Here is a 20,332-nt window from a genome sequence, read left to right as displayed (position 1 = left end):
ATTTCTCGGGATCTTTTCCAACAATTTGGATGAATTCTTTAAGGTGCGCTATGCTTTTGTAAAACGCATTGTAGACGCCGGTAAAGGCGGACGCTCTGCTTTGAAAGGAATTGCGGCCCAAGACCTTTTGGAACAGATCACGGGTATCGTAATTGATCATCAGGCTGCCAGTTTGAATATTCTCAAAGGCATCTACAAAGAATTGGAAAAGGAGAACATCTTTGTAATTGATGAAACTCAAGTAAGTCAGCGTCAACACGAATTTATTGCGGATTACTTTCAGAATAAGGTATCCCCAGCTTTGGGAGTGATGATGTTGAATGACCAAACCAGCTTTCCAGGTTTACAGGACTCAGCGGCTTATCTCACGGTTCGTATGGAAATGCATGAAGATGCCAAGATATTGACCGATCCAGTCAATTATGCCTTGATCGAGATTCCACGCTATTTAGATCGATTTATCATACTTCCTCAAGAGGGCGAGAAGCAATTTGTGATCCTTTTAGACGATTTGATCCGCTACTCTTTGGGTACTATTTTTAGTCTATTCAATTACAAATCCATAGAAGCCCATATGATCAAGATCACCCGTGACGCTGGTCTGGATATGGATTCTGATCTGAGTAAGAGCTTTATCGCTAAGATCTCAAAAAGTGTAAAAGAACGCTCTTCTGGTGATCCGGTGCGCTTTGTTTATGACAAATCAATTCACGAGGATACCCTGAGCTATTTGTTGGAGCATATGGAGATCGAGGCTACAGATAGTGTAATTCCTGGAGGTCGTTATCACTACCGCAGGGATTATATGAAATTTCCGAGTTTTGGACGCCAAGACCTGCTATACAACAAAATTAAACCACTACCAGTTAAGGGCTTGCATGGTTCTGACAGTATACTCGATGCCATTGACAAAAAGGACGCTTTACTCTATGCGCCCTATCACGATTTCACCTATGTGATTCGTTTTCTGCGGGAAGCAGCTCTGGATCCGCGGGTAGAAAAGATCAAGATTACGATTTATCGTTTGGCGGAGATCTCTCACATTGCGGGGTCATTGATCAATGCTGCGAAGAACGGTAAAGAGGTTACGGTACAGATTGAGTTGCAAGCGCGATTCGATGAAGAAGCCAACATCCGTTATGCTGAACAAATGCAGCAAGAAGGCGTGCATCTGATCTTTGGAGTTACGGGGCTTAAAGTACATTGTAAAGCTTGTGTGATTGAACGCAGAAACGGAAAGAAGAACAAGCGTTACGGCTTTATCAGTACCGGAAACTTCAACGAATCAACAGCTAAGATTTATACTGACTACACCCTGTTTACGGCCAATCAGAAGATTTTAAAAGAAGTCAATAAGGTCTTTGACTTCTTGGAAGTGAACTATAAAATCAAGAAGTACAATCACCTGATCGTTTCTCCGCACTACACGCGTAATGTGCTTTATAACCTTATCGACGAAGAAATTGAGAATCATAAGAACGGTCTGCCGAGCGGCATCCGAATCAAACTCAACAATATGTCAGATTATCCTATGATTGACAAGCTTTATGAGGCAAGCCAAGCCGGAGTGCCTGTCAAGATCATCGCTCGGGGTATTTGTTGTTTGATTCCAGGGGTTGAAGGACTCAGTGAAAACATTGAAGTGATCAGTATTGTAGATAAGTTCTTGGAGCATCCGCGTGTGTTTATCTTTGAAAACCAAGACGATGCTAAGGTCTATATCTCATCGGCAGATTTTATGACCCGCAATCTTGACCGTCGTGTTGAAATTGGATGCCCTATTTACGATCCCGAAATTAAACAGGAGATTATGGATACCTTCACCATTAGCTGGAAGGATAACGTAAAAGCGCGTATTATTAGCGCTGCACAAGACAATGCTTATCGAGAACGAAATGGAGAACCGGCATTGCGTTCACAGTTTGAAATGTATTCGTATTACCAAAAAAAGTTGAATCAGGTTTGATCGAAATAAAGAAATACGGTGCCATAGATATTGGATCTAATGCGATTCGTTTGTTGATCGCAACAGTGACTCAATTAGGGGATGGCCCTACAAATTTTAAAAAGACTTCCTTGGTTCGGGTACCCATCAGATTAGGTGCAGACGTATTTGACCAAGGGAAAATTAGCGCAGGGAATATTGAGCGAATGGTTGAGGCTATGAAGGCTTTTAAGATGCTCATGAATGTACACAATATAGAAGCCTACAGAGCTTGTGCTACTTCAGCTATGCGTGAGGCTGCTAACGGCAATGAGGTAGCTCAGCTTATAAACAAGGAGGCTGGAATACACATTCATATTATTGACGGTAAGGAAGAAGCGGCCATTATCGCCTCCACAGATTTAAAGACCCTTATTGATGACGAGCGCAATTTTCTATATGTTGACGTTGGAGGTGGGAGTACCGAATTTACTGTCTACGGACAAGGAGAGGTCTTGGCCTCTCGTTCATTCAAGTTGGGAACAGTACGCTTGCTTAACGATCAGGTGGATGAACCCTTATGGGATAGTGTAAAGCGATGGATCAAGGCCAATACCTCAGAACTTGACGATGTCTCTCTTATTGGTTCTGGAGGGAATATCAACAGTATCTACAAGGAATCAGGCATCAAAATTGGACGTCCTTTGACCTATCTCTTTTTGAGCAACCATTACAAAATCTTGCAGAAGTTCACTTATGAGGAGCGTATTGCGCGTTTGGGAATGAATGCAGACCGTGCCGATGTGATCATTCCAGCAACCCGTATTTACCTTTCTGCTATGAAATGGGCAAAGGCAGACTATATCTATGTGCCTAAGATTGGTTTAGCCGATGGGATCATTAAAACCCTACATCAAGAGCATAAGGCTAAGAATATCGAGGTCAATTAAGATTTAATAGCCATAACCACGGACTGCTTGGTTCGCGTTATGCCTTGGTGATCAAAGTCTTTAATAGTAAAACCGCGGTCGGTGAATTGTTTAAGGAAAAACGATTTTTCATAGCGCACTCTGAACAGCGCCCCGTGATTTTCACTGATATAATCTGTTGGGTTTTCAACCATTTCAGGTACGTTTTCCTCAACAAACCCTGTTATATACAACAAACCTCCTGTTTTCATCAATCGTGAAAACTCATCCAAGTAGAACTGAATGTCTTCAGTGATCATATGAGAAAACACAGAGTTTAAAAAGATCATATCAAAGCTATTGTCCTCAAAGGGTAGTTTCTGTAGCTTTTCAGCCTGTTTGTTATAGCGTTCGTTGTATGCTGGTAAATGCAGAAATTTATAGGCTGGACCATAAATGCTGATCCACTTTTTACACCAATTGATAGAGAGTTCATGCGTGTCTACACCAGTGTAGCTGTGGAAAGGTAACTTTAAGTACTTGATGCCATTGGCTATTCGGCCTTGTCCGCAACCAAAATCGAGAAAACTCAAAGTGTCTTCAAAAGCCTTGTGTTCTTGTATGGCCTGGAGTTGATCTATCGCTGATTGTAAATAGTCCTGATTTTCGCTCAATCCTTGATTCTCTCTAAAAGAAGGCAGGTTGACACCTTGATACAGCTCGCGTTTGTAATATGGATTGCCAAATAGTTTGTATTTGACTTTTCTGATTAACTTCTGAATATTAGCCATGAATGGTCTCAGATTTACTTAGGTTTTTCATGAGCTCTGCTTCAAAATCCAATAAGGCCTGCCATTTTTTATCCACTGCTTCACGCTCGCCGTACTGTCTGGCAAATTTCAAGAACATGGTGTAATGATTGGCTTCTGAGATCATCAGTTTACGGTAAAAGTCCGCTAGCTTTTCATCTTCGAGTTCCTCACTGAGTAATCTAAAGCGTTCACAGCTTCTGGCTTCAATAAGCGCTGCATAAAGCAGGCGATGTACCAATTGATCGTTTCTGCTCCCGCCTTTAGGGAAGAATTTCATGAGTTGATTCACGTAGGCATCTTTGCGTTCTCTGCCCAAATGACCTCCGCGTGCCACAATGCGGTCGTGCACCATTTTAAAATGACTCATTTCCTCTTGCGCTAATAAGGTCATTTCTGCTACAAGATCCGTGTATTCCGGATAACCAATGATCAAAGAGATGGCAGTACTGGCGGCCTTTTGCTCGCAATAGGCGTGATCTGTGAGTATCTCATCAATATTCTTTTCAACAATATTCACCCAACGTGGATCTGTTGGCAATTTGAGTCCTAGCATGATTTTTAAATTTCTAGATCAAATTCTTGACGGAGGGTATCCATCAAGGGATTTATCTCTTTGAGTTTATCATATTTCTCGCGCGGGGTATAGGCATAGCGCTTTTGGATTTCTTCATTGACCTTAATGTCCAGTTCTATATCATAGTTCTTTAGCTGCTCCCGCAGATATCCAAGCAATTCGTGGGAAGCCGACTCTAATTCAACTTTGATAGTTGCATTAGGGTATTCCAAAAGCAAACGGCTACCCTCTTTTGTGGGTACAGCCATGCTTAAGTGAGAAACCAAATTGTATCGTCCTTTGCGCTCCATCTTAGTGGTAAAAGCCTTCCAGTGTTCTTCTAATGCCGCTTGGGTGAATTCCTCCGTTGGTAGAACGGCATCTTCTTTGTCTTTAGCGCTTTGCGCCTGCAACTGCTGCTTTTCCTTGATGGACTTAAGCGATAGGGCAGAGACGCGTCTTCCACTGTTGGAGTTTAGATTGATCTTAGGCTTCTCAGCAACCGCTGGAGCTGGCTCTTGAGGTGATGAGTCTGCAATTGTTGGACCAGTCGCTACAGGTTCTGGGTGAGCCGCCTGCGGTTCAGCTACTTCTTTAGGAGCTTCTTTAACTTCGGGCACTGCTGGTTGAGGCGCATCGATGCGCTCAGCCGGTCTCACTGTTTTGAAATGAGAAGCAGGGATTATGTAGTTAGGAGACTTTTTTTTTTCTCCATCAAAAGTGATAGAGGCCAGTTGCATCAAGCATAGTTCCACCAACAGTCTTTGGTTTCTGCTGCTTCTAAATTGCAGATCACAGGCGTTGGCCTTTTCTATGGCTTCAATTAAGAATGCCTTGGAGCAGCGTTGGCTTTGATCCAAATACTTGGCCTTAATTTCCGGCCCAACTTCTAGCAGATCATTGGTTTGTGGTTGTTGACCGACTAATAAATCTCTAAAGTGAGAAGCTAAACCTGCAATGAAATGGTGTCCGTCAAATCCTTGTGAGAGTATTTGATCGTATTCAAGCAGTAATTCAGGAATATTGTTGTCCAGGACAAGATCGGTCACCTTGAAATAGGTAGTGTAGTCCAAAACATTCAAATTCTCAGTCACTGCCTGTCGCGTCAAATTCTTACCAGAAAAACTCACAACACGATCAAAAATCGATAAGGCGTCTCTAAGAGCGCCATCGGCCTTTTGGGCAATGATCTGCAGTCCGTCCTCATCGGCCTGAATACCTTCTGAAGCCGCTACATGACCTAAATGCTCCTTGATATCTTTTACAGTGATTCGTTTAAAATCAAAGATCTGACATCGTGATGGGATGGTAGGGATGATCTTGTGCTTTTCTGTAGTCGCCAAAATGAAAATGGCGTGTTTGGGAGGTTCTTCCAAGGTTTTAAGGAATGCATTAAAGGCTGCAGCAGAGAGCATATGCACCTCGTCAATGATATAAACCTTGAACTTTCCAACCTGAGGTGGAATCCTGACCTGATCGATCAAACTTCTGATGTCATCTACAGAGTTGTTGGAAGCCGCATCCAATTCAAAAATATTGAAAGCAAAGTCTTCGTCTTCTGAGGTGTTGTCATCCGCATTGATCCTCTTGGCCAAAATACGGGCACAAGTTGTTTTTCCCACGCCTCGCGGACCAGTAAACAACAAAGCTTGAGCCAAATGATTGTTGGCAATAGCGTTTTCCAAAGTATTGGTAATAGCACTTTGCCCAACAACATCCTTGAAGGTGGTGGGTCTGTACTTTCTAGCCGATACAATGAAGTGTTCCATAAGAGTAACAAAGATAAAATTACCCCTAAATTATAGGGCCTCGGTGCGCTTGTAATTCTGCTTTTTTATTAACATTATTTGTCAAAAAATGTACTTTTGCAGCCAGCAGACCGCCTTATCGCTGTGAAGTAGAACTTTGTTCACTTCATGGAGGAAAGTCCGGACACCAAAGAGCAGCATAGCGGCTAACGGCCGTCACCAGAAAGTAGAACGCAGTTCACTTTCCGGGAGGACAAGTGCAACAGAAAGCAAGTACAGGTAATGCTGTAGTGAAATCAGGTAAACTCTATGCGGTGAAATGCCATGTAAACCTACGTTTGAGTGCTGCTCGCGCGATGTGGGAGGGTAGGCAGTTAGAAGGGTGCAGCAATGTACACTCCAGATAAATGATAAGGACCCTGAAGTGAATTTATTCTACTTCGGGGGACAGAATCCGGCTTATAGGTCTGCTGTTTTTTTCTCAAAGAAGGAGAAACAACTCCCGCCGTATCTTCTCAGCTCTGAAAATCCATCAAGTGCATTTAATTCCAGGTGCTTGGGGTGTTCTACGATCAAAACGCCTTCATCATCAAGTAAAGAGCCCGATAAAACTTCAATGACCAGTCGCTCAAAAGCCTCTTGGCCTAAATCATAAGGCGGATCCGCAAAGATGAGATCATAGGTCTCTGTATGCTTGGCAATAAATCCAAAAACATCGCTTTTAATTGCTCGAATAGGGAATTCCAATTCCTGAGCAGTGGTCGTAATGAATTTACAGCATCCGTAGTGTTGGTCTACAGCTGTTATGTCCTCAGCGCCTCGAGAGGCAAACTCATAGGAGATGTTTCCGGTGCCTGCAAAGAGGTCTAAAACCTTGGTTTCATAAATATTAATTCTGTTTCCCAAGATGTTGAAAAGCGATTCTTTGGCAAAGTCTGTTGTGGGTCTGACAGGTAGGTTTTTCGGCGCTCTTAGGCGTTTTCCCTTATGTGAACCAGAGATTATTCGCATGCGGCAGCCACATTTTTTAGTAAGAAAGCTTCTTGGGAATCTTCTAAGATGCTAATGTCTTTTACGTAGCGATAACCTAAGGCAAAATAATCATCATCTTCACTGAAATCCCCGCTTAAAACCAAAGGAACTTCTTTTGGGTCTAAGCCTAATTGTTCCATCGTAAATAACAAATAATACGCAAAGTCTTCAGCAGCGCTTATTTCAAAGGCATTTATCAGTGACACTTTATTTCCTGTGGTCACCGCAATCATAAGACTGTTGTCTTCCAAATGCGCAGCGACCTGTGTGCTTTTTGTTGTGGTCTTGGATTCTAGTGCTGCTAAATAGACGGTAGCACCGTGCAGAAAGGTGAAGTCTCCATAGCGATCAAAAAAGAAGTTGTTGATATTGGTGTATGGCACGTAGACATTGACCATGCTTCTGGACTTGGAAACATCGTAATCCAAATAGTCCTGAGGCAGGATCTTAGCGTTGAACTTTAAGTAATCTGCCAGGTTCTCTGGAGCAAAGAGGGCCTCAGGAACAAAAGTAAAAGTAGGGTGGTGGTAAACCACTACAACTTCTTGAGTTTTATTGCTGAATCGCTCTTGAGAGAGTATTTGTTGGAGTTCAATAAGTACATCACCGGGATGCAATCCAGAAGGCAATTCATGACGGTATACCCAAGAATCGCCACTTGGATATTCCAATAAAAAAGAAAGTCCGGTCAAACTAATTTGAACGGACAGTCTTTTTATGTTTTCGGTCGGAACCTCTTTAGTTCTTTCTTGCGGGTGTGTCATAGTTCTTAGGCCAGTTACCGTTGGTGTTTACCTCGGTCATGGATCCTACGATAATGTGAGAACCGTTAATGTCTTCTACAGATACGATCTGATTTTCTTGAGCCAATAGGTCTGGGTCTTGATCTGATAAAACTACATTCTTCGCAACTTTTGCTTCAAACACAGGCAACTTAAGATCTCCAGATTCTATCATTCCAGCGTCCATATCGAATTTTGCAGTAACGCCTTCGATTGGAACGTTCATCATGGTTTTGTAGCGGTCAGAATCTCTGAATAGAGAATCTCTTACACTATTATAACCAATGGTATCGATCAAAGTTTCTTCGATGTAGTAACCTTCATCGATCCCGAAAGCTCTGTTTTTCTCAACATCGTCGTAAATAGTATCTCTACGTTGGGTGATGGCGAATTCTGCAGTGTCTACAAAAGCAACTAAAGCGTTGAAGTCCTTCGCAAATACACCAGTAACTTCTTGGTGAGCTAACTGAGCAGAACGGATGTCTTTTAGATTGTCAATTACTTTAGCGTAGCGCTTCTCTTTGACTTGGTTGAATTGAATCGGTCCATAAATGGATTTAAACAACAAATACCCTAACAAACCAATGATTGCCCAAAGTACTAATTGAATTACTATTTTCATTCTTGAAGAGAGTTTTTTTGTTAAAACTAGGTCTAACGCAAATCTACAATTTTTTTTGTTTCACGAAAGTAATATCCTATAAAATTCGCGTAGTTTTAAGCCAAAGAAATCATCCGGATGCAACCTCAAGAATTTTACGAAATTCTCCGCGAAAACTTCCCACACGAACCAACGCTGAAACAGCAGAAAGCCTTGCAGTTACTCGCATTGTACTCCTGTAACTCTGCGCCAGATGAACTCTTTTTGCTCAAGGGTTACGCAGGTACAGGAAAGACCTCTATCATGGCTACTTTGGTAAGTCAGTTATGGAAGCTTAAAAAGTCAGCTTACCTCTTGGCGCCGACTGGACGTGCGGCAAAAGTATTGGGTAACTATGCTGGCAGACAGGCACATACCATCCACAGAAAAATATATACCCCAAGAAAGAAGAAGGGTGGAGGCATCACTTTTATCAAACGACCCAATAAGCATCGCAATACCATTTTCATAGTAGATGAGGCCTCCATGATCCCAGATATGCAACTAAACGCTACTTCTAATGAGCGCTCCTCACTGCTGGAAGATTTAGTCCAATACGTCTATAGCGGACACGGGTGTAGATTGATCCTGATTGGCGATACGGCACAGCTGCCTCCAGTGAAATTAGATATCAGTCCTGCCTTAGATGAAGATCTGATGGCACGTTTTTTTGATAAAAAGGTGACAGTCTTAGAGCTCAGCGAGGTGGTTCGTCAACAAATGGACAGTGGCATTCTGTATAATGCTACGGCGCTTCGCGATCGTTTGTCTCATGAGTATTATGACGATTATCGTTTTCGATTGACTGATTTCAACGACATGACTCGGCCTTTGGATGGGCAAGAGATCATGGATGCTTTAAATGACGCCTACAGCGATCAGGGAACAGAAGGAGCTATAGTCATAGTGCGTTCCAACAAGCGCGCGAATTTATTCAATCAGCAGATACGACAACGAATCCTCTTTAAAGAAGGCGAGCTAGAGGCTGGAGATTTCTTGATGGTGGTGAAGAACAACTACTTCTGGCTCAAACCAGATAGCGAGGCTGGATTTGTGGCCAATGGAGATATTATTGAGGTTTTAGAGATCCATGCAATCAATGAACTCTATGGTTTTCGATTTGCCACAGTTACCGTACGCATGATAGATTATCCAGATATGAAACCCTTTGAGACCGTTTTGATACTGGATACCTTAATGGCAGAGACTCCCTCTTTACTTTATGAGGATTCTAACAGACTTTATGAAGCTGTTCGTGAGGACTATGAAGACGAGGTATCTCATTATAAAAAGTTCTTGGCCGTTAAGAATAACAAATACTTTAATGCCATGCAGGTAAAGTTCGCCTATGCCATCACTTGCCACAAATCACAAGGAGGGCAATGGCCAACGGTTTTCATAGAACAACCCTATCTTCCTGAAGGCCCAAACAAAGGCTATTTCCGGTGGTTGTACACAGCTTTAACCCGGGCTAGCGATAAGGTCTTTCTGCTTGGTTTTTCCAGTACTTTCTTTGAAGAGGACTAAGCCCCTCGATCTTATAAATTGTTGTACTTTTGATCCACTAAAAACAAGACATTGAATACACCTTTGCGCATTATTGCTATGATCCCCGCACGATACGGAGCCTCGCGCTTCCCAGGCAAACTCATGCAGGATCTGGGAGGGAAAACCGTGATTCTTCGCACCTATGAGGCGGCGGTAGATACAGGATTATTTCAAGACGTATTTGTGGTTACTGATAGTGATGTGATCTTTGAGGAGATCACCAATCACGGAGGTAAGGCTATTATGAGCCAAAAAGAGCACGAATGTGGGAGTGATCGCATCGCAGAGGCAGTAGCGGATATGGATGTTGATATTGTCGTCAATGTCCAAGGGGATGAGCCCTTTACAACCAAAGACGGTCTTAAGAAGGTATTGGATGTCTTTTATCAAGAGGACGCGGACAAGATCGATCTGGCTTCATTAATGACTGAGATTCAGGACTGGAAAGAGATCAGCGACCCAAACTGTGTTAAGGTAATTGTAGACAAAGACAATTTTGCACTGTACTTTTCCCGTTCACCGATCCCTTATCCTCGAGATAAGAATACTGCGGTTAAGTACTTTAAACACAAAGGTATATACGCTTTTAGAAAGCAGGCAATTATGGATTTCTATCGATTGCCCATGCGCAAATTAGAAGCGGCGGAGAAGATCGAATGCATTCGATACCTGGAATACGGCCACAATATAAAAATGGCTGTAACCAAGGATCAGGGAGTAGAAATTGACACCCCAGAGGATCTCGCTCGTGCAAAACGCATGATCGAAAAAGTGGAACAACCAGCTGTAAATGATGGTTACAGAAATTTTCCAATGGTACCTAAGGTGGTTTTTGGAAAGGGTAGTTTTGATCAGTTGGAACAAATTCTAGCTGCTGAGCGCAAAGACCGAGCTCCTTTTATCTTTATTGTTGACGATATTTTTGAGAATCAACAGAGCTTGGTGGATCGCATTACTTTAAATTTCAATGATAAGCTCATTTTTGCGTCGACCATTGAAGAGCCAAAGACGACTCAAGTTGATGAGATCGTCAAAAAAATACGAACAGAGTATAAGGAACTGCCTTCTGGAATCATAGGAATTGGTGGGGGATCTATTCTAGATCTCGCTAAAGCTGTGTCTATAATGTTGACCAATTCCGGTAGTGCTTCTGAATATCAAGGTTGGGACTTAGTCAAGAAAAAGGCCGTTTATCACGTCGGTATCCCTACTATTTCTGGAACAGGAGCTGAAGTTTCAAGAACCTGTGTATTGACTGGACCCGAAAAGAAATTGGGAATCAACAGCGATTACACACCGTTTGATCAGGTGATCTTAGATCCTGATCTCTGCAAAGGCGTCCCAAAGAACCAGTGGTTTTACACCGGTATGGACTGCTTCATTCACTGTGTTGAATCCTTGCAAGGCACCTTTTTAAATGCCTTTAGTCAAAGCTATGGTGAAAAGGCTTATGATCTCTGTGTGGAGATATTTTTAGGTGATGACTTAACTGCGGAAGAGGCTCGGGCAAAACTCATGATGGCTTCTTGGCACGGTGGGATGAGTATTGCTTACTCTCAGGTCGGTGTTGCTCATGCTTTGAGTTATGGTTTAGGCTATGTCTTAGGAACCAAACACGGAATTGGAAATTGTATTGTTTTTAGTCATTTGGAAGAATTCTATCCGGACGGTGTGAAACTCTTTAAACAAATGATGGAGAAACACGATATCGATTTGCCGGTGGGTATTTGTTCTCAGCTTACCGATGCGCAAATGGAGACCATGATCAACACAGCTCTTGGACTGGAACCGCTTTGGGAGAATGCTTTGGGTGACAACTGGCGCGATATTGCCACTCGGGAGAAGCTTCGTGAATTATATCTCAAAATGTAAGATGGGACTTACTAAATTCATTTTTCATAAGATCATGGGGTGGAAGATCAAAGGCAGCTTTGATCCGAAGGTCAAGAAATCCGTAGTGATCGTAGTACCTCATACGCATTGGCATGATTTCACTGTAGGTTCTTATACACGTCGTATTTTAAAGACCAAGATCCATTGGGTAGGGAAACAAGAACTTTTCAAATGGCCCTTAGGCGCTTATTTTCGTTGGATGGGTGGTTATCCCTTGGATCGTACTTCTGGTCAGAATAAAGTAGAAGCTATTGCAGCGATCTTTAAGCAGCACGATGAATTCCGCATGGCACTCGCACCAGAAGGCACACGTAAGAAAGTCGATCAGTGGAAAACAGGTTTTTATTATATCGCACAAGCTGCCGATGTGCCTGTAATTGCTGTAGCTTTTGACTATGGAACTAAAACCGTAACGATACACCGACCTTATACACTTAGCGGTGATATTGATAAAGATATGACTGCTTTAATGGCCAAATATAAAGGCGTGGTCGGGAAGAAGCCCGAGTACACACAAGATTTCTAGAAAGATTTTAATGGATGCGCAAAGCGTCTACAAAGAGACGGCCTGTGCGGAAGTTCCATATCCATACTCCAGAGGCAGCACCTGGTTCACAACGAGAAGTAGAGTATGTGCCACGGTTGTTTTGAAAACTGTAGGACAGATTCCAATCACAACGCTGTCCGTTGAAAATAGAAACCTGATCTTTTCCTTCAAGCAAAGCAATATCGCCGGAGACTTGTGCTAAATAAGGACCTCGAACATCAAATCCGAAGCAGCCTTCAAAATCCTCAGTCATGTCACCTTCAAGGTCTACCAGTACCTGATCTCCACGAGAAACTACAACTTCACTCAATCTAATGGCTCCGGGAAAGTTAAACTCTCTAACACCAAAAGAAATTAAGTCCCAATTCCCGCCGAATTCTTCATCAGCAGGATCATCATAATGCCCTAAGGCTATGGAAATTCTTCTTGAGCTGCGCTCTTTATAGGCTCTGATATAACTCGACTTTTGATTGAAAATTACATCTGTGGCCTTTGGATCCTCAATATCTGCGACGTTGAAAGAAAATGATCCCTGGTTATTTCTGAACTTAAAAGTGGTCAGTGTTTCGCTTTCCGCGGTAAAAGCAATCTTTTCTCCGTTGATAAAGTGTATGGCAGCAGCCATTTCGCCATCGTTACCAAGGTTAATCACAATTTCTCCGTGGTTGGTTCCATCAAAGGAAGAGAAGACCCCTCGATACAAACCTTGAGTGCTGTTATCCAAGCTAGCTCGTGGGTCTTGAAGATCGATATCATCAAAGATCTCTTCGTCGGTTGGATCTACACTAATGGTAGAATCACCAGTAGGATTAACACCGCGTTCTTCCAAGAAGGAGTCCTTCTGGCAAGACCAAATGACACTGCTTAACAAAAAGCAAATCAGGAAATTACGCATGAATTTGTGTTTAACCTACTCAGCTAAGTTAAGGAATTGAATTCGTACAAACAAAATCAAAGAATTCTCTTACGGCTCGCAGCGGTTGTTACTCGAGTTCGTTCATATTGTGGTAGACGTTTTGTACGTCATCATCTTCCTCGATTTTTTCGAGCAATTTCTCCACATCAGCTTTTTGATCTTCGCCCAGCGTCTTGGTTACCTGAGGAATGCGCTCAAAGCCAGAAGCAATGATCTCTATCTCTTGTGATTCCAAAGCAGATTGAATGGCTCCAAAGCTCTCAAAAGGGGCGTAAATCATTACGCCGTCCTCGTCTTCAAAGACCTCTTCAACTCCGTGATCGATAAGCTCTAACTCCAATTCTTCCAAATCCATACCTTCTCCGTTGATGCGGAAATTACAGGTATGATCAAACATAAAGACCACAGAACCAGAAGTTCCTAAACTTCCATCACATTTGTTGAAATACGATCGGATATTGGCAACTGTTCTGGTGTTATTGTCTGTAGCAGTTTCTACCAAAATGGCAATACCGTGTGGGGCATAGCCTTCAAAAAGAACTTCTTTATAGTCGCCTTGAGACTTATCTGAGGCGCGCTTAATGGCACGTTCAATATTATCCTTAGGCATATTGACAGCCTTGGCATTTTGAATGACCGCGCGCAGTTTTGAATTAGCATCAGGATCAGGACCACCTTCTTTGACAGCCATTACGATATCCTTTCCAATTCGTGTAAAGGCTTTGGACATTGCAGCCCAACGCTTCATTTTACGTGCTTTTCTAAATTCAAATGCTCTTCCCATAGATAAAAATTGATTCGATCCACAAATTTAAAAAAATGCAGATGTTGTTCCCTAGAATATTGGAAAACTTCCGCTGGCTGTAAAATCGATCAGGTAAATTCCTGATTTTGTCTTTTGTTGATAAGTTGCTGCGGACTTTTTAAAGGCTTGTTTTATATTTAAGTGCTAACAATTAATATTCATGGACAGTTTTTACTCTCAAGGCCCAAAGAATGTTCCGGAGGGCTACACCAATCCTACGCAATCATTCAAGAAACATGTGATCCTTTCCATTTTAGGTTTATTGCTTTTTATTGGATTGTATTTTGTTCTGACTTTTTGGTTTGGACGTTTGGCCTATTATTCCTTTATGAATGGAGATGATCTCTGGTCTTATGTTTTGGCTGGAGGTTACGCCTTCATTTGTTTGTTTTTGATCAAGTCTTTGTTCTTTCTGAACAAAAAGGTTGAAAACCCTATGCAGCGCTTTATTACCCAAGAGGAGGAGCCTGTCCTGTTTGATTATATCTATAAACTCGCCGATGAGGCCAAAGCACCAAGACCTCACAAAGTATTCTTGACCCACAGAGTGAACGCTAGTGTTTCTTACGATCTGTCATTGATTAACCTGATCATCCCTTCAAAGAAGAATCTCGAAATTGGCTTAGGCCTTACTAATGTTTTGAGTTTGGGAGAATTCAAAGCCGTATTGGCCCACGAATTTGGCCATTTTGCTCAACGTTCCATGCTTTTAGGACGTTATGTCTATGTAGCGCAGCAAATTGCAGCGCGTATAGTAGGTAAGCGAGATGCCTTTGATAAGTTCTTAGGAATGATCTCATCCATAGACATTCGCGTAGCTTGGATCGGGTGGATCCTTTCCATATTGGTCTGGGCGGTGCGTTCGTTGATAGAAACCTGCTTCAGCGTAGTGGTTATTGCGGAGCGTGCCCTGTCTCGTGAAATGGAATTTCAGGCAGATCTGGTTGCGGTTTCTCTTACTGGGAGTGACGCGCTGATCCACGCCTTGCACCGCTTACAAGTTGCTGATGAGGCATTTAACAATGCCATGAGTTTTGTCAATGTTCAGCTGGCGCAGTCCAAGACCATGAACAATATGTATACGGTACAAAGCCAATACATTAAAAATATGAAGCAGGTTCTGGATGACCCGCTTTACGGCGAATCTCCAACAATGGATACCCTAGACCCGGCAAACCACCGCGTGTTTACCTCTCGCGCATACAATCCGCCACAAATGTGGTCTACCCACCCCGTTGATAAAGATCGAGAAGACAACGCTAAGCGTTCGTATTTGGCCTCAGACATAGACAACAGAAAAGCTGAAGTCCTTTTTAGCAATGCAGCTGCTTTGGAAGAAGAGATGACCAAACGTCTCATTGCAACCTCGAATGCAAAGGATCTAGAAATGCCGACAGAAGCAGAGACTTTAGAGGCCTATCAAAAGGAGTATTTTGACTGGACGTTCTTGGACCCAAAATACGCCTCCAATTTCATGAATCGATATGCTTTTCTCAATTTCGATTCTATAGACGAAATTTACGAAGCTGAGGGAGCTGCGCTAGATCTTGAGCGAATCAAGAGCCAGTTGTATTCAGAAACCTTGAAACAACAACTGGATCAATATCAGGAGCTACAAGAAGAAATTCAAGCACTTGAAATCTCCAAACACGAGGTCATCACTATCGAAAAAAGAGCGATTTGGCACCGCGGAGAACAGATCAAACGCAAGGATATAGATGATGTTTTAAAGAGTGTTCAGCAAGAGAAAGAGGCCATTATTGACTCCCTTAGGACTCACGATAAGAACTGCAGACGCTATGCGTATCAGATGGCCCAACAATTAGGCGGCAATTGGGATCAGAATTTGAAATCCTTAGCTCATTTGATCCATTATGCAGAGCACGCTGTCGCAGATCTAAACGATGCCGAGCGCAAATTCAACAATACCGTAAGCGTTGCAATAGCGGACGGGCGTGTCTCTAGTGAGGAATTTTCTCAAATTCATATAGCTGCCAACGATTATTATAAATGTTTTAAAGCGGCTTATCACGACAGTACCAAAATTGAGTTAGAGCCTGCTATTATTGAAGCCATGAAGGCTCACAGTTATGAGGCGCTTTATGAAGAGTTTAAATTGGGCTTTCCCGATCGTGAAAATATGGATCGTTGGATCAATGCTGCGGCTGGTTGGGCTGCAGGGGCACGTCAAAACTTGCAGCTCTTGCGCAATATGGCCTTGGAGCGTTTGTTAGATGTAGAAGATATGATAGCGGATGCTTATTGGAATAAAAAGAGTTTGCCACCGGCATCTTTAGCCAATAAAATGATACCTGAATACAGTGTCTTAACTCCTGGAAAAGAACGAAAGATTCAGCGCAAACTTAAGTTGTGGGATCGTTTTATGTTGGGCGAAGGACTTTTTGGAGCTGCATCGAAATTTGCAGCCTCTGTGGTATTGATCGGTGGGGCCTTGTTCTTAGGGAGTTCCACTACAGGAACAGATCTTTTGGTATACAATGGTTTGGGTATTCCTGTGACTGTAACCACAGGAGGTCAGGAAATAACTATTGGTGCACACACTTATGAATCTTTAGATGTAAGTTATAATACCGATTATCAATTGATCACAACGGATCCGCGGGGTAACCAAATCGAGACTTATACCGCTCAAATTGGAGCGCCTGGTCGCGGCTATGTTTACAATGTGGCCGGAGCTGCCTTGTTTGTGAAATACGCTGTGTTTTACGGTTATGATGGCGACGCTGCGCCCGATTATCTGGGCAGTCCACGTTTGATAGACACCAAAGTGGATTATCTATTACAGGAGCCACCAAACTCTATCGAACTTTCCAGTAGTAGCAGAGGAGCGCGTAAATCCGCTGTGACCGCTTACAGCGACATAGATGCCTATGATCTAGTAAATCAAATAGAGGATTCGTTGCAATTGAAGGATTTGATCTTTGCCCATGCACAGTGGGAGAATCCGTCGGATGCACAATTGGTGAACTGGCTCAATATGAGTACGCGTTATGAAGATGCCGATAATATGTTGTACGCTCGTATGGATAATTACGGTGAGGATGTGCCAACACTGCGCGCCATGATGATTCAAGCTGATGAAACCGAGCAAATCGCTTTCTGTGAAGAGATCAGTCGCAAGTTTGAACAAGATTCTAAGAATCCAGATTATCTGTATATGAATATCCGCTGCATGGAAGATGAAGCAGCCAAGAACGTTAAGTATACAGCAGCTTACACCACGCATCCAGATCATCCTTGGTTGGGCTATGCCTCGGGTTATGTCTACGGGCAGAACGAACGCTGGGAAGAAGCCTTAATGGCCTTTGAAACTGCTGCAGAGGAAGATGCCTTGGCAACTTTAATAGCCGAGGATGCCACCCGCATTTTGCGTTTGTTGGATTTGCGCTCCAGTTTTAACACCTATGAATTTAGAACGTATAGCAGTTCCGACCTTGATTTCTATGGCGGATTAGAAAGTGGCGATGTAGATGGTAAGCGAGCTAATCCTAACTACGCTTATCACTTGATCCATATTGGAGACCTTGAAGGGGCTTTCGCTATGGCTATGGATAATCCGCTTTTCAAACCTTATTTGCTCAGACAAATCGCCGCTTCTGACGGGGCTACTCCTGAGATGATCTCAGAAGCTATGGCCGTTGATTCAGAAATTGGACTCAATGGTGATACGGTTTGGAGTGCCATTGGACTCGCCATTAATAATGGAGATGCTTACCAGGAATTTTTACCTTATGTGGAGCAAGTTGGAGTTGATGCCGCAGATCTAGAACTCTTTATCGATGCTCTTAAGGCAGAGGATATTGTGGCAATGGAAGCGAATATCAAGCTAAGGGAGATCTATCAAAAGGGATACTTCTATTCACTAGCTTGTATGGTTTTGAAAGATAAGACGCCTTTGGCTTGGAGAAAACGTGCCAACGCACTGCTGTTCCCATCGGAACGTCAATATATCAGCACTACGCCTTAAGCGCGTTGATTGTTCGCGCCAGTTGAATGTCGTAATCGGTGATTCCACCAGCATCGTGAGTTTGTAGGGAGATGTTGATCCGGTTGTAGACATTGTCCCAGTTGGGGTGGTGATTAAGCGCCTCGGCCTCAAAGGCAATACGGGTCATCAGACTAAAAGCTGCTTTAAAATCCGCACATACGATCTCCGTTTTGATAAATCCGTCTTCATAACGCCAATCAGGTAATTCTTGAAGGGCTTGTTGAATTTGATCGTCCGATAATTTCATAGCATTTGTTTTAGTATTTCTTAGAACTGAAGATACTGATTTGTTCATTCAATACGACTTGATTGATCAAGTTCGCGACTGAGTTTCTATACTCGGCGGGTAATAAATTGTATTTGGGTAGCAAGGCATAGTATTCATCATCGTTGGAACTGTAGTTGTAAGCAAAGATCGTTTCTGTCAAGCCTAACTTTTGGGAAAGCTCTAAAAACAGATCGCTGTGATGGATCAGATCCGTACTGCTCAAATGAAAGATTCCAGATAATTTGCGATTGATGATATAATGCAGTTGTCTTGCAATCTCTTGCTCGGTATTGACACTGATGATCTGGTTAGGATTCACCTCAAAATGCGCCTTGTGTTGGTGGGCAGCTCTGAGTTGTTTGATCAAGGGCGCGTTGGTTCCCAAAACCAAAGGCAATCTCAGAATACTAAAAAGGGAAGCTGGCAGATCGCCACAAATACGTTCCATTTGCGTCAGGTGCTTGCCGTATGCAGATTGCGGTAAAGGTTTGTCGTTCTCATAGCTCACATGGGAGTTTACCGCATCAAACACAGCAACACTGGAGAAGAAGATCAGTCGGGCCTTTTCTGCACGACAATACTCAACAATGACCTTTAAGGCTTGTTGTTGTTCTGGATAGGGTCCATCTAAGGCATAAATGATCTCCGTAGGAAGCAATTCCCGTAAGAGCGCTGCAATAGAATCACGCTCCAGGTCAAACCGATGCATGACTTGATTGTCCTCATACTGATCTGCTGAAAAGTAAGTGCCGTGTAAGTGGAGGTAGGGGGTAAGTTCTTTATACGAGATCCGCCCTAAATAACCGCTAGCTCCTAGAATCAGTATTCTACGCACTTATCCTTTATAAAACGGGAGTTTAACCACCGTTGCGGGAACGGCGTTCTTTCTGATCTGAATGTTGATTTTGCTTCCTGGGGCTGCCATAACAGCAGGCACATAACCCATTCCCAATCCTTTTTTCAAAGAAGGCGACATGGTACCGCTGGTGACTTCACCAATCTTGTTTCCATTGCCGTCAACAATATCGTATCCTTGACGTGGAATTCCGCGATCATCCAATTCAAAACCAACCAATTTGCGCTCTGGCGTGCGCTCTTTTTGGTCTTTTAGAGCTTCGCTGTTAATGAAATCTTTGGTGAACTTGGTGATCCAACCGAGTCCAGCCTCAATAGGAGAGGTGGTATCGTCAATATCGTTTCCGTAAAGGCAATAGCCCATTTCCAAACGCAGGGTATCGCGAGCCGCAAGTCCTACAGGTTTGATGCCAAAATCTGCTCCGGCTTCTAAAACTTGATCCCAAACTTGTTTGACCTCGCTGTTTTTGCAGTAGATTTCAAAACCTCCGCTCCCGGTATATCCAGTAGCAGAGATGATAGTATGCTCAATTCCGGCAAAATCTCCCACTACAAAATTGTAGAATTTGATCGCGCTTAAATCCACACTGCTCAAAGACTGCATGGCCTCAACAGCTTTTGGCCCTTGAATTGCAAGTAGCGAATAGTCCTCGCTGATGTCACGCAGCTGTGCGCCCATGCTGTTGTGTTTGTTGATCCAATCCCAATCTTTTTGGATATTAGAAGCATTGACCACCAAGAGGTATTCTTCCTCTTTCACTCGGTAAACGATGAGATCATCTACAATACCACCTGTTTCATTTGGGAAACAACTGTATTGAGCTTTACCAACAGTGAGTTTGGAGGCATCGTTTGAACATACTTTCTGGATCAGTTCCAAAGCATTTGGCCCACTAACCAAAAACTCACCCATATGTGAAACGTCAAAAACGCCCACGGCCTTGCGAACAGTTTCATGTTCAATATTTACGCCCTCATAGGACACGGGCATATTGTAACCGGCAAAAGGAACCATTTTTGCTCCTAAGGCCATATGAGTTTCAGAAAGTGCGGTATTTTTCAAAACGATATCGGTTTTATTATGTTCAGATT

At 42.9% G+C, this 20,332-nt stretch carries 16 protein-coding genes, 1 other RNA gene and 1 pseudogene; 7 read left to right on the top strand and 11 right to left on the bottom strand.

Annotation, left to right across the window (positions count from 1 at the left end; all coding sequences use genetic code 11):
• Both ppk1 and ACSLP7_RS00885 read left to right on the top strand, forming a co-directional pair.
• Window positions 1-1,966: polyphosphate kinase 1 (ppk1, locus tag ACSLP7_RS00890; protein WP_435577558.1), on the top strand; the 1,966-nt coding region annotated here is incomplete at its 5' end.
• Window positions 1,963-2,874, top strand: a complete 912-nt coding sequence (locus ACSLP7_RS00885; protein ID WP_435577557.1) for a Ppx/GppA phosphatase family protein — start codon at window positions 1,963-1,965, stop codon at window positions 2,872-2,874. The genes ppk1 and ACSLP7_RS00885, both read left to right, overlap by 4 nt.
• Here the strand turns inward: ACSLP7_RS00885 and ACSLP7_RS00880 are convergent.
• The 3 genes from ACSLP7_RS00880 to ACSLP7_RS00870 are packed head-to-tail and all read right to left on the bottom strand — an operon-like array spanning window position 2,871 to window position 5,966.
• Window positions 2,871-3,623: a class I SAM-dependent methyltransferase gene (locus ACSLP7_RS00880; RefSeq protein WP_435577556.1), complete on the bottom strand. Its 753-nt coding sequence runs from the start codon at window positions 3,621-3,623 to the stop codon at window positions 2,871-2,873. The two genes, ACSLP7_RS00885 and ACSLP7_RS00880, sit on opposite strands and share 4 nt — an antisense overlap.
• Window positions 3,616-4,197: a tRNA-(ms[2]io[6]A)-hydroxylase gene (locus ACSLP7_RS00875; RefSeq protein WP_435577555.1), complete on the bottom strand. Its 582-nt coding sequence runs from the start codon at window positions 4,195-4,197 to the stop codon at window positions 3,616-3,618. Before ACSLP7_RS00875 ends, ACSLP7_RS00880 begins: the two co-directional genes overlap by 8 nt.
• A gap of 5 nt (window positions 4,198-4,202) precedes the next feature.
• Complete coding sequence (locus tag ACSLP7_RS00870) at window positions 4,203-5,966, bottom strand: DNA polymerase III subunit gamma/tau (RefSeq protein WP_435577554.1); 1,764 nt, start codon at window positions 5,964-5,966, stop codon at window positions 4,203-4,205.
• A 102-nt stretch (window positions 5,967-6,068) separates the two neighbouring features.
• On the opposite strand from ACSLP7_RS00870, the gene rnpB reads away from it, so the two are divergent.
• Window positions 6,069-6,423: RNase P RNA component class A (rnpB, locus tag ACSLP7_RS00865), an RNA gene on the top strand.
• On the opposite strand, the pseudogene ACSLP7_RS00860 reads toward rnpB, so the two are convergent.
• The 3 genes and pseudogenes from ACSLP7_RS00860 to ACSLP7_RS00850 form a co-directional block, all read right to left on the bottom strand.
• A pseudogene (locus ACSLP7_RS00860) lies at window positions 6,411-6,956 on the bottom strand (RsmD family RNA methyltransferase); the annotation flags it as partial. The gene rnpB and the pseudogene ACSLP7_RS00860 sit on opposite strands and share 13 nt — an antisense overlap.
• The gene (locus ACSLP7_RS00855) at window positions 6,947-7,741 is read right to left on the bottom strand and encodes a DUF3822 family protein (RefSeq protein ID WP_435577553.1); all 795 of its coding nucleotides are present in this window, start codon (window positions 7,739-7,741) and stop codon (window positions 6,947-6,949) included. The pseudogene ACSLP7_RS00860 and the gene ACSLP7_RS00855, both read right to left, overlap by 10 nt.
• On the bottom strand, window positions 7,716-8,381 hold the full coding sequence (locus ACSLP7_RS00850) for a hypothetical protein (RefSeq protein WP_435577552.1): 666 nt from the start codon (window positions 8,379-8,381) through the stop codon (window positions 7,716-7,718). The genes ACSLP7_RS00855 and ACSLP7_RS00850 overlap by 26 nt, the downstream gene beginning before the upstream one ends.
• Window positions 8,382-8,498: 117 nt before the next feature.
• Between ACSLP7_RS00850 and ACSLP7_RS00845 the strand changes: the two genes are divergently transcribed.
• The 3 genes from ACSLP7_RS00845 (at window position 8,499) to ACSLP7_RS00835 (ending at window position 12,366) form a co-directional block, all read left to right on the top strand.
• Window positions 8,499-9,926 carry an ATP-dependent DNA helicase gene (locus ACSLP7_RS00845; protein WP_435577551.1) on the top strand — a complete coding sequence of 476 codons (1,428 nt, stop codon included), beginning with the start codon at window positions 8,499-8,501 and terminating at the stop codon, window positions 9,924-9,926.
• 78 nt (window positions 9,927-10,004) lie between these two features.
• Entirely contained in the window at window positions 10,005-11,819 is a 1,815-nt protein-coding gene (gene kdsB, locus ACSLP7_RS00840; RefSeq protein WP_435577560.1) for a 3-deoxy-manno-octulosonate cytidylyltransferase, read from the top strand.
• A 1-nt stretch (window position 11,820) separates the two neighbouring features.
• Window positions 11,821-12,366: a 1-acyl-sn-glycerol-3-phosphate acyltransferase gene (locus ACSLP7_RS00835; protein ID WP_435577550.1), complete on the top strand. Its 546-nt coding sequence runs from the start codon at window positions 11,821-11,823 to the stop codon at window positions 12,364-12,366.
• A gap of 7 nt (window positions 12,367-12,373) precedes the next feature.
• Here ACSLP7_RS00835 and ACSLP7_RS00830 read toward each other — a convergent pair whose 3' ends face one another.
• Window positions 12,374-13,282 (bottom strand): hypothetical protein, encoded by a 909-nt coding sequence (locus ACSLP7_RS00830; RefSeq protein WP_435577549.1) that lies wholly within the window; start codon window positions 13,280-13,282, stop codon window positions 12,374-12,376.
• Between the two features lie 88 nt (window positions 13,283-13,370).
• Window positions 13,371-14,087, bottom strand: a complete 717-nt coding sequence (locus ACSLP7_RS00825; protein ID WP_435577548.1) for a YebC/PmpR family DNA-binding transcriptional regulator — start codon at window positions 14,085-14,087, stop codon at window positions 13,371-13,373.
• Between the two features lie 181 nt (window positions 14,088-14,268).
• On the opposite strand from ACSLP7_RS00825, the gene ACSLP7_RS00820 reads away from it, so the two are divergent.
• Window positions 14,269-18,096, top strand: coding sequence for a M48 family metalloprotease (locus ACSLP7_RS00820; RefSeq protein WP_435577547.1), 3,828 nt, complete (start codon window positions 14,269-14,271; stop codon window positions 18,094-18,096).
• On the opposite strand, the gene ACSLP7_RS00815 is transcribed toward ACSLP7_RS00820, so the two are convergent.
• From ACSLP7_RS00815 to gcvT, 3 genes are read right to left on the bottom strand one after another with little or no spacing between them, the layout of a single operon-like run.
• Window positions 18,086-18,364: a 4a-hydroxytetrahydrobiopterin dehydratase gene (locus ACSLP7_RS00815; protein ID WP_435577546.1), complete on the bottom strand. Its 279-nt coding sequence runs from the start codon at window positions 18,362-18,364 to the stop codon at window positions 18,086-18,088. The genes ACSLP7_RS00820 and ACSLP7_RS00815 overlap by 11 nt on opposite strands.
• Window positions 18,365-18,374: 10 nt before the next feature.
• The gene (locus tag ACSLP7_RS00810) at window positions 18,375-19,220 is read right to left on the bottom strand and encodes a sugar nucleotide-binding protein (RefSeq protein WP_435577545.1); all 846 of its coding nucleotides are present in this window, start codon (window positions 19,218-19,220) and stop codon (window positions 18,375-18,377) included.
• A complete protein-coding gene (gene gcvT, locus ACSLP7_RS00805; RefSeq protein WP_435577544.1) occupies window positions 19,221-20,303 on the bottom strand; it encodes a glycine cleavage system aminomethyltransferase GcvT in 1,083 nt (360 codons plus the stop codon).
• Window positions 20,304-20,332: the final 29 nt, after the last annotated feature.

It is taken from the genome of Gilvibacter sp., assembly GCF_965601605.1.
Taxonomy (GTDB): Bacteria; Bacteroidota; Bacteroidia; order Flavobacteriales; family Flavobacteriaceae; genus Gilvibacter.
The sequence above is the reverse complement of the archived record's forward strand: the minus strand, read 5'-3'. Positions and strand labels throughout refer to the sequence as shown.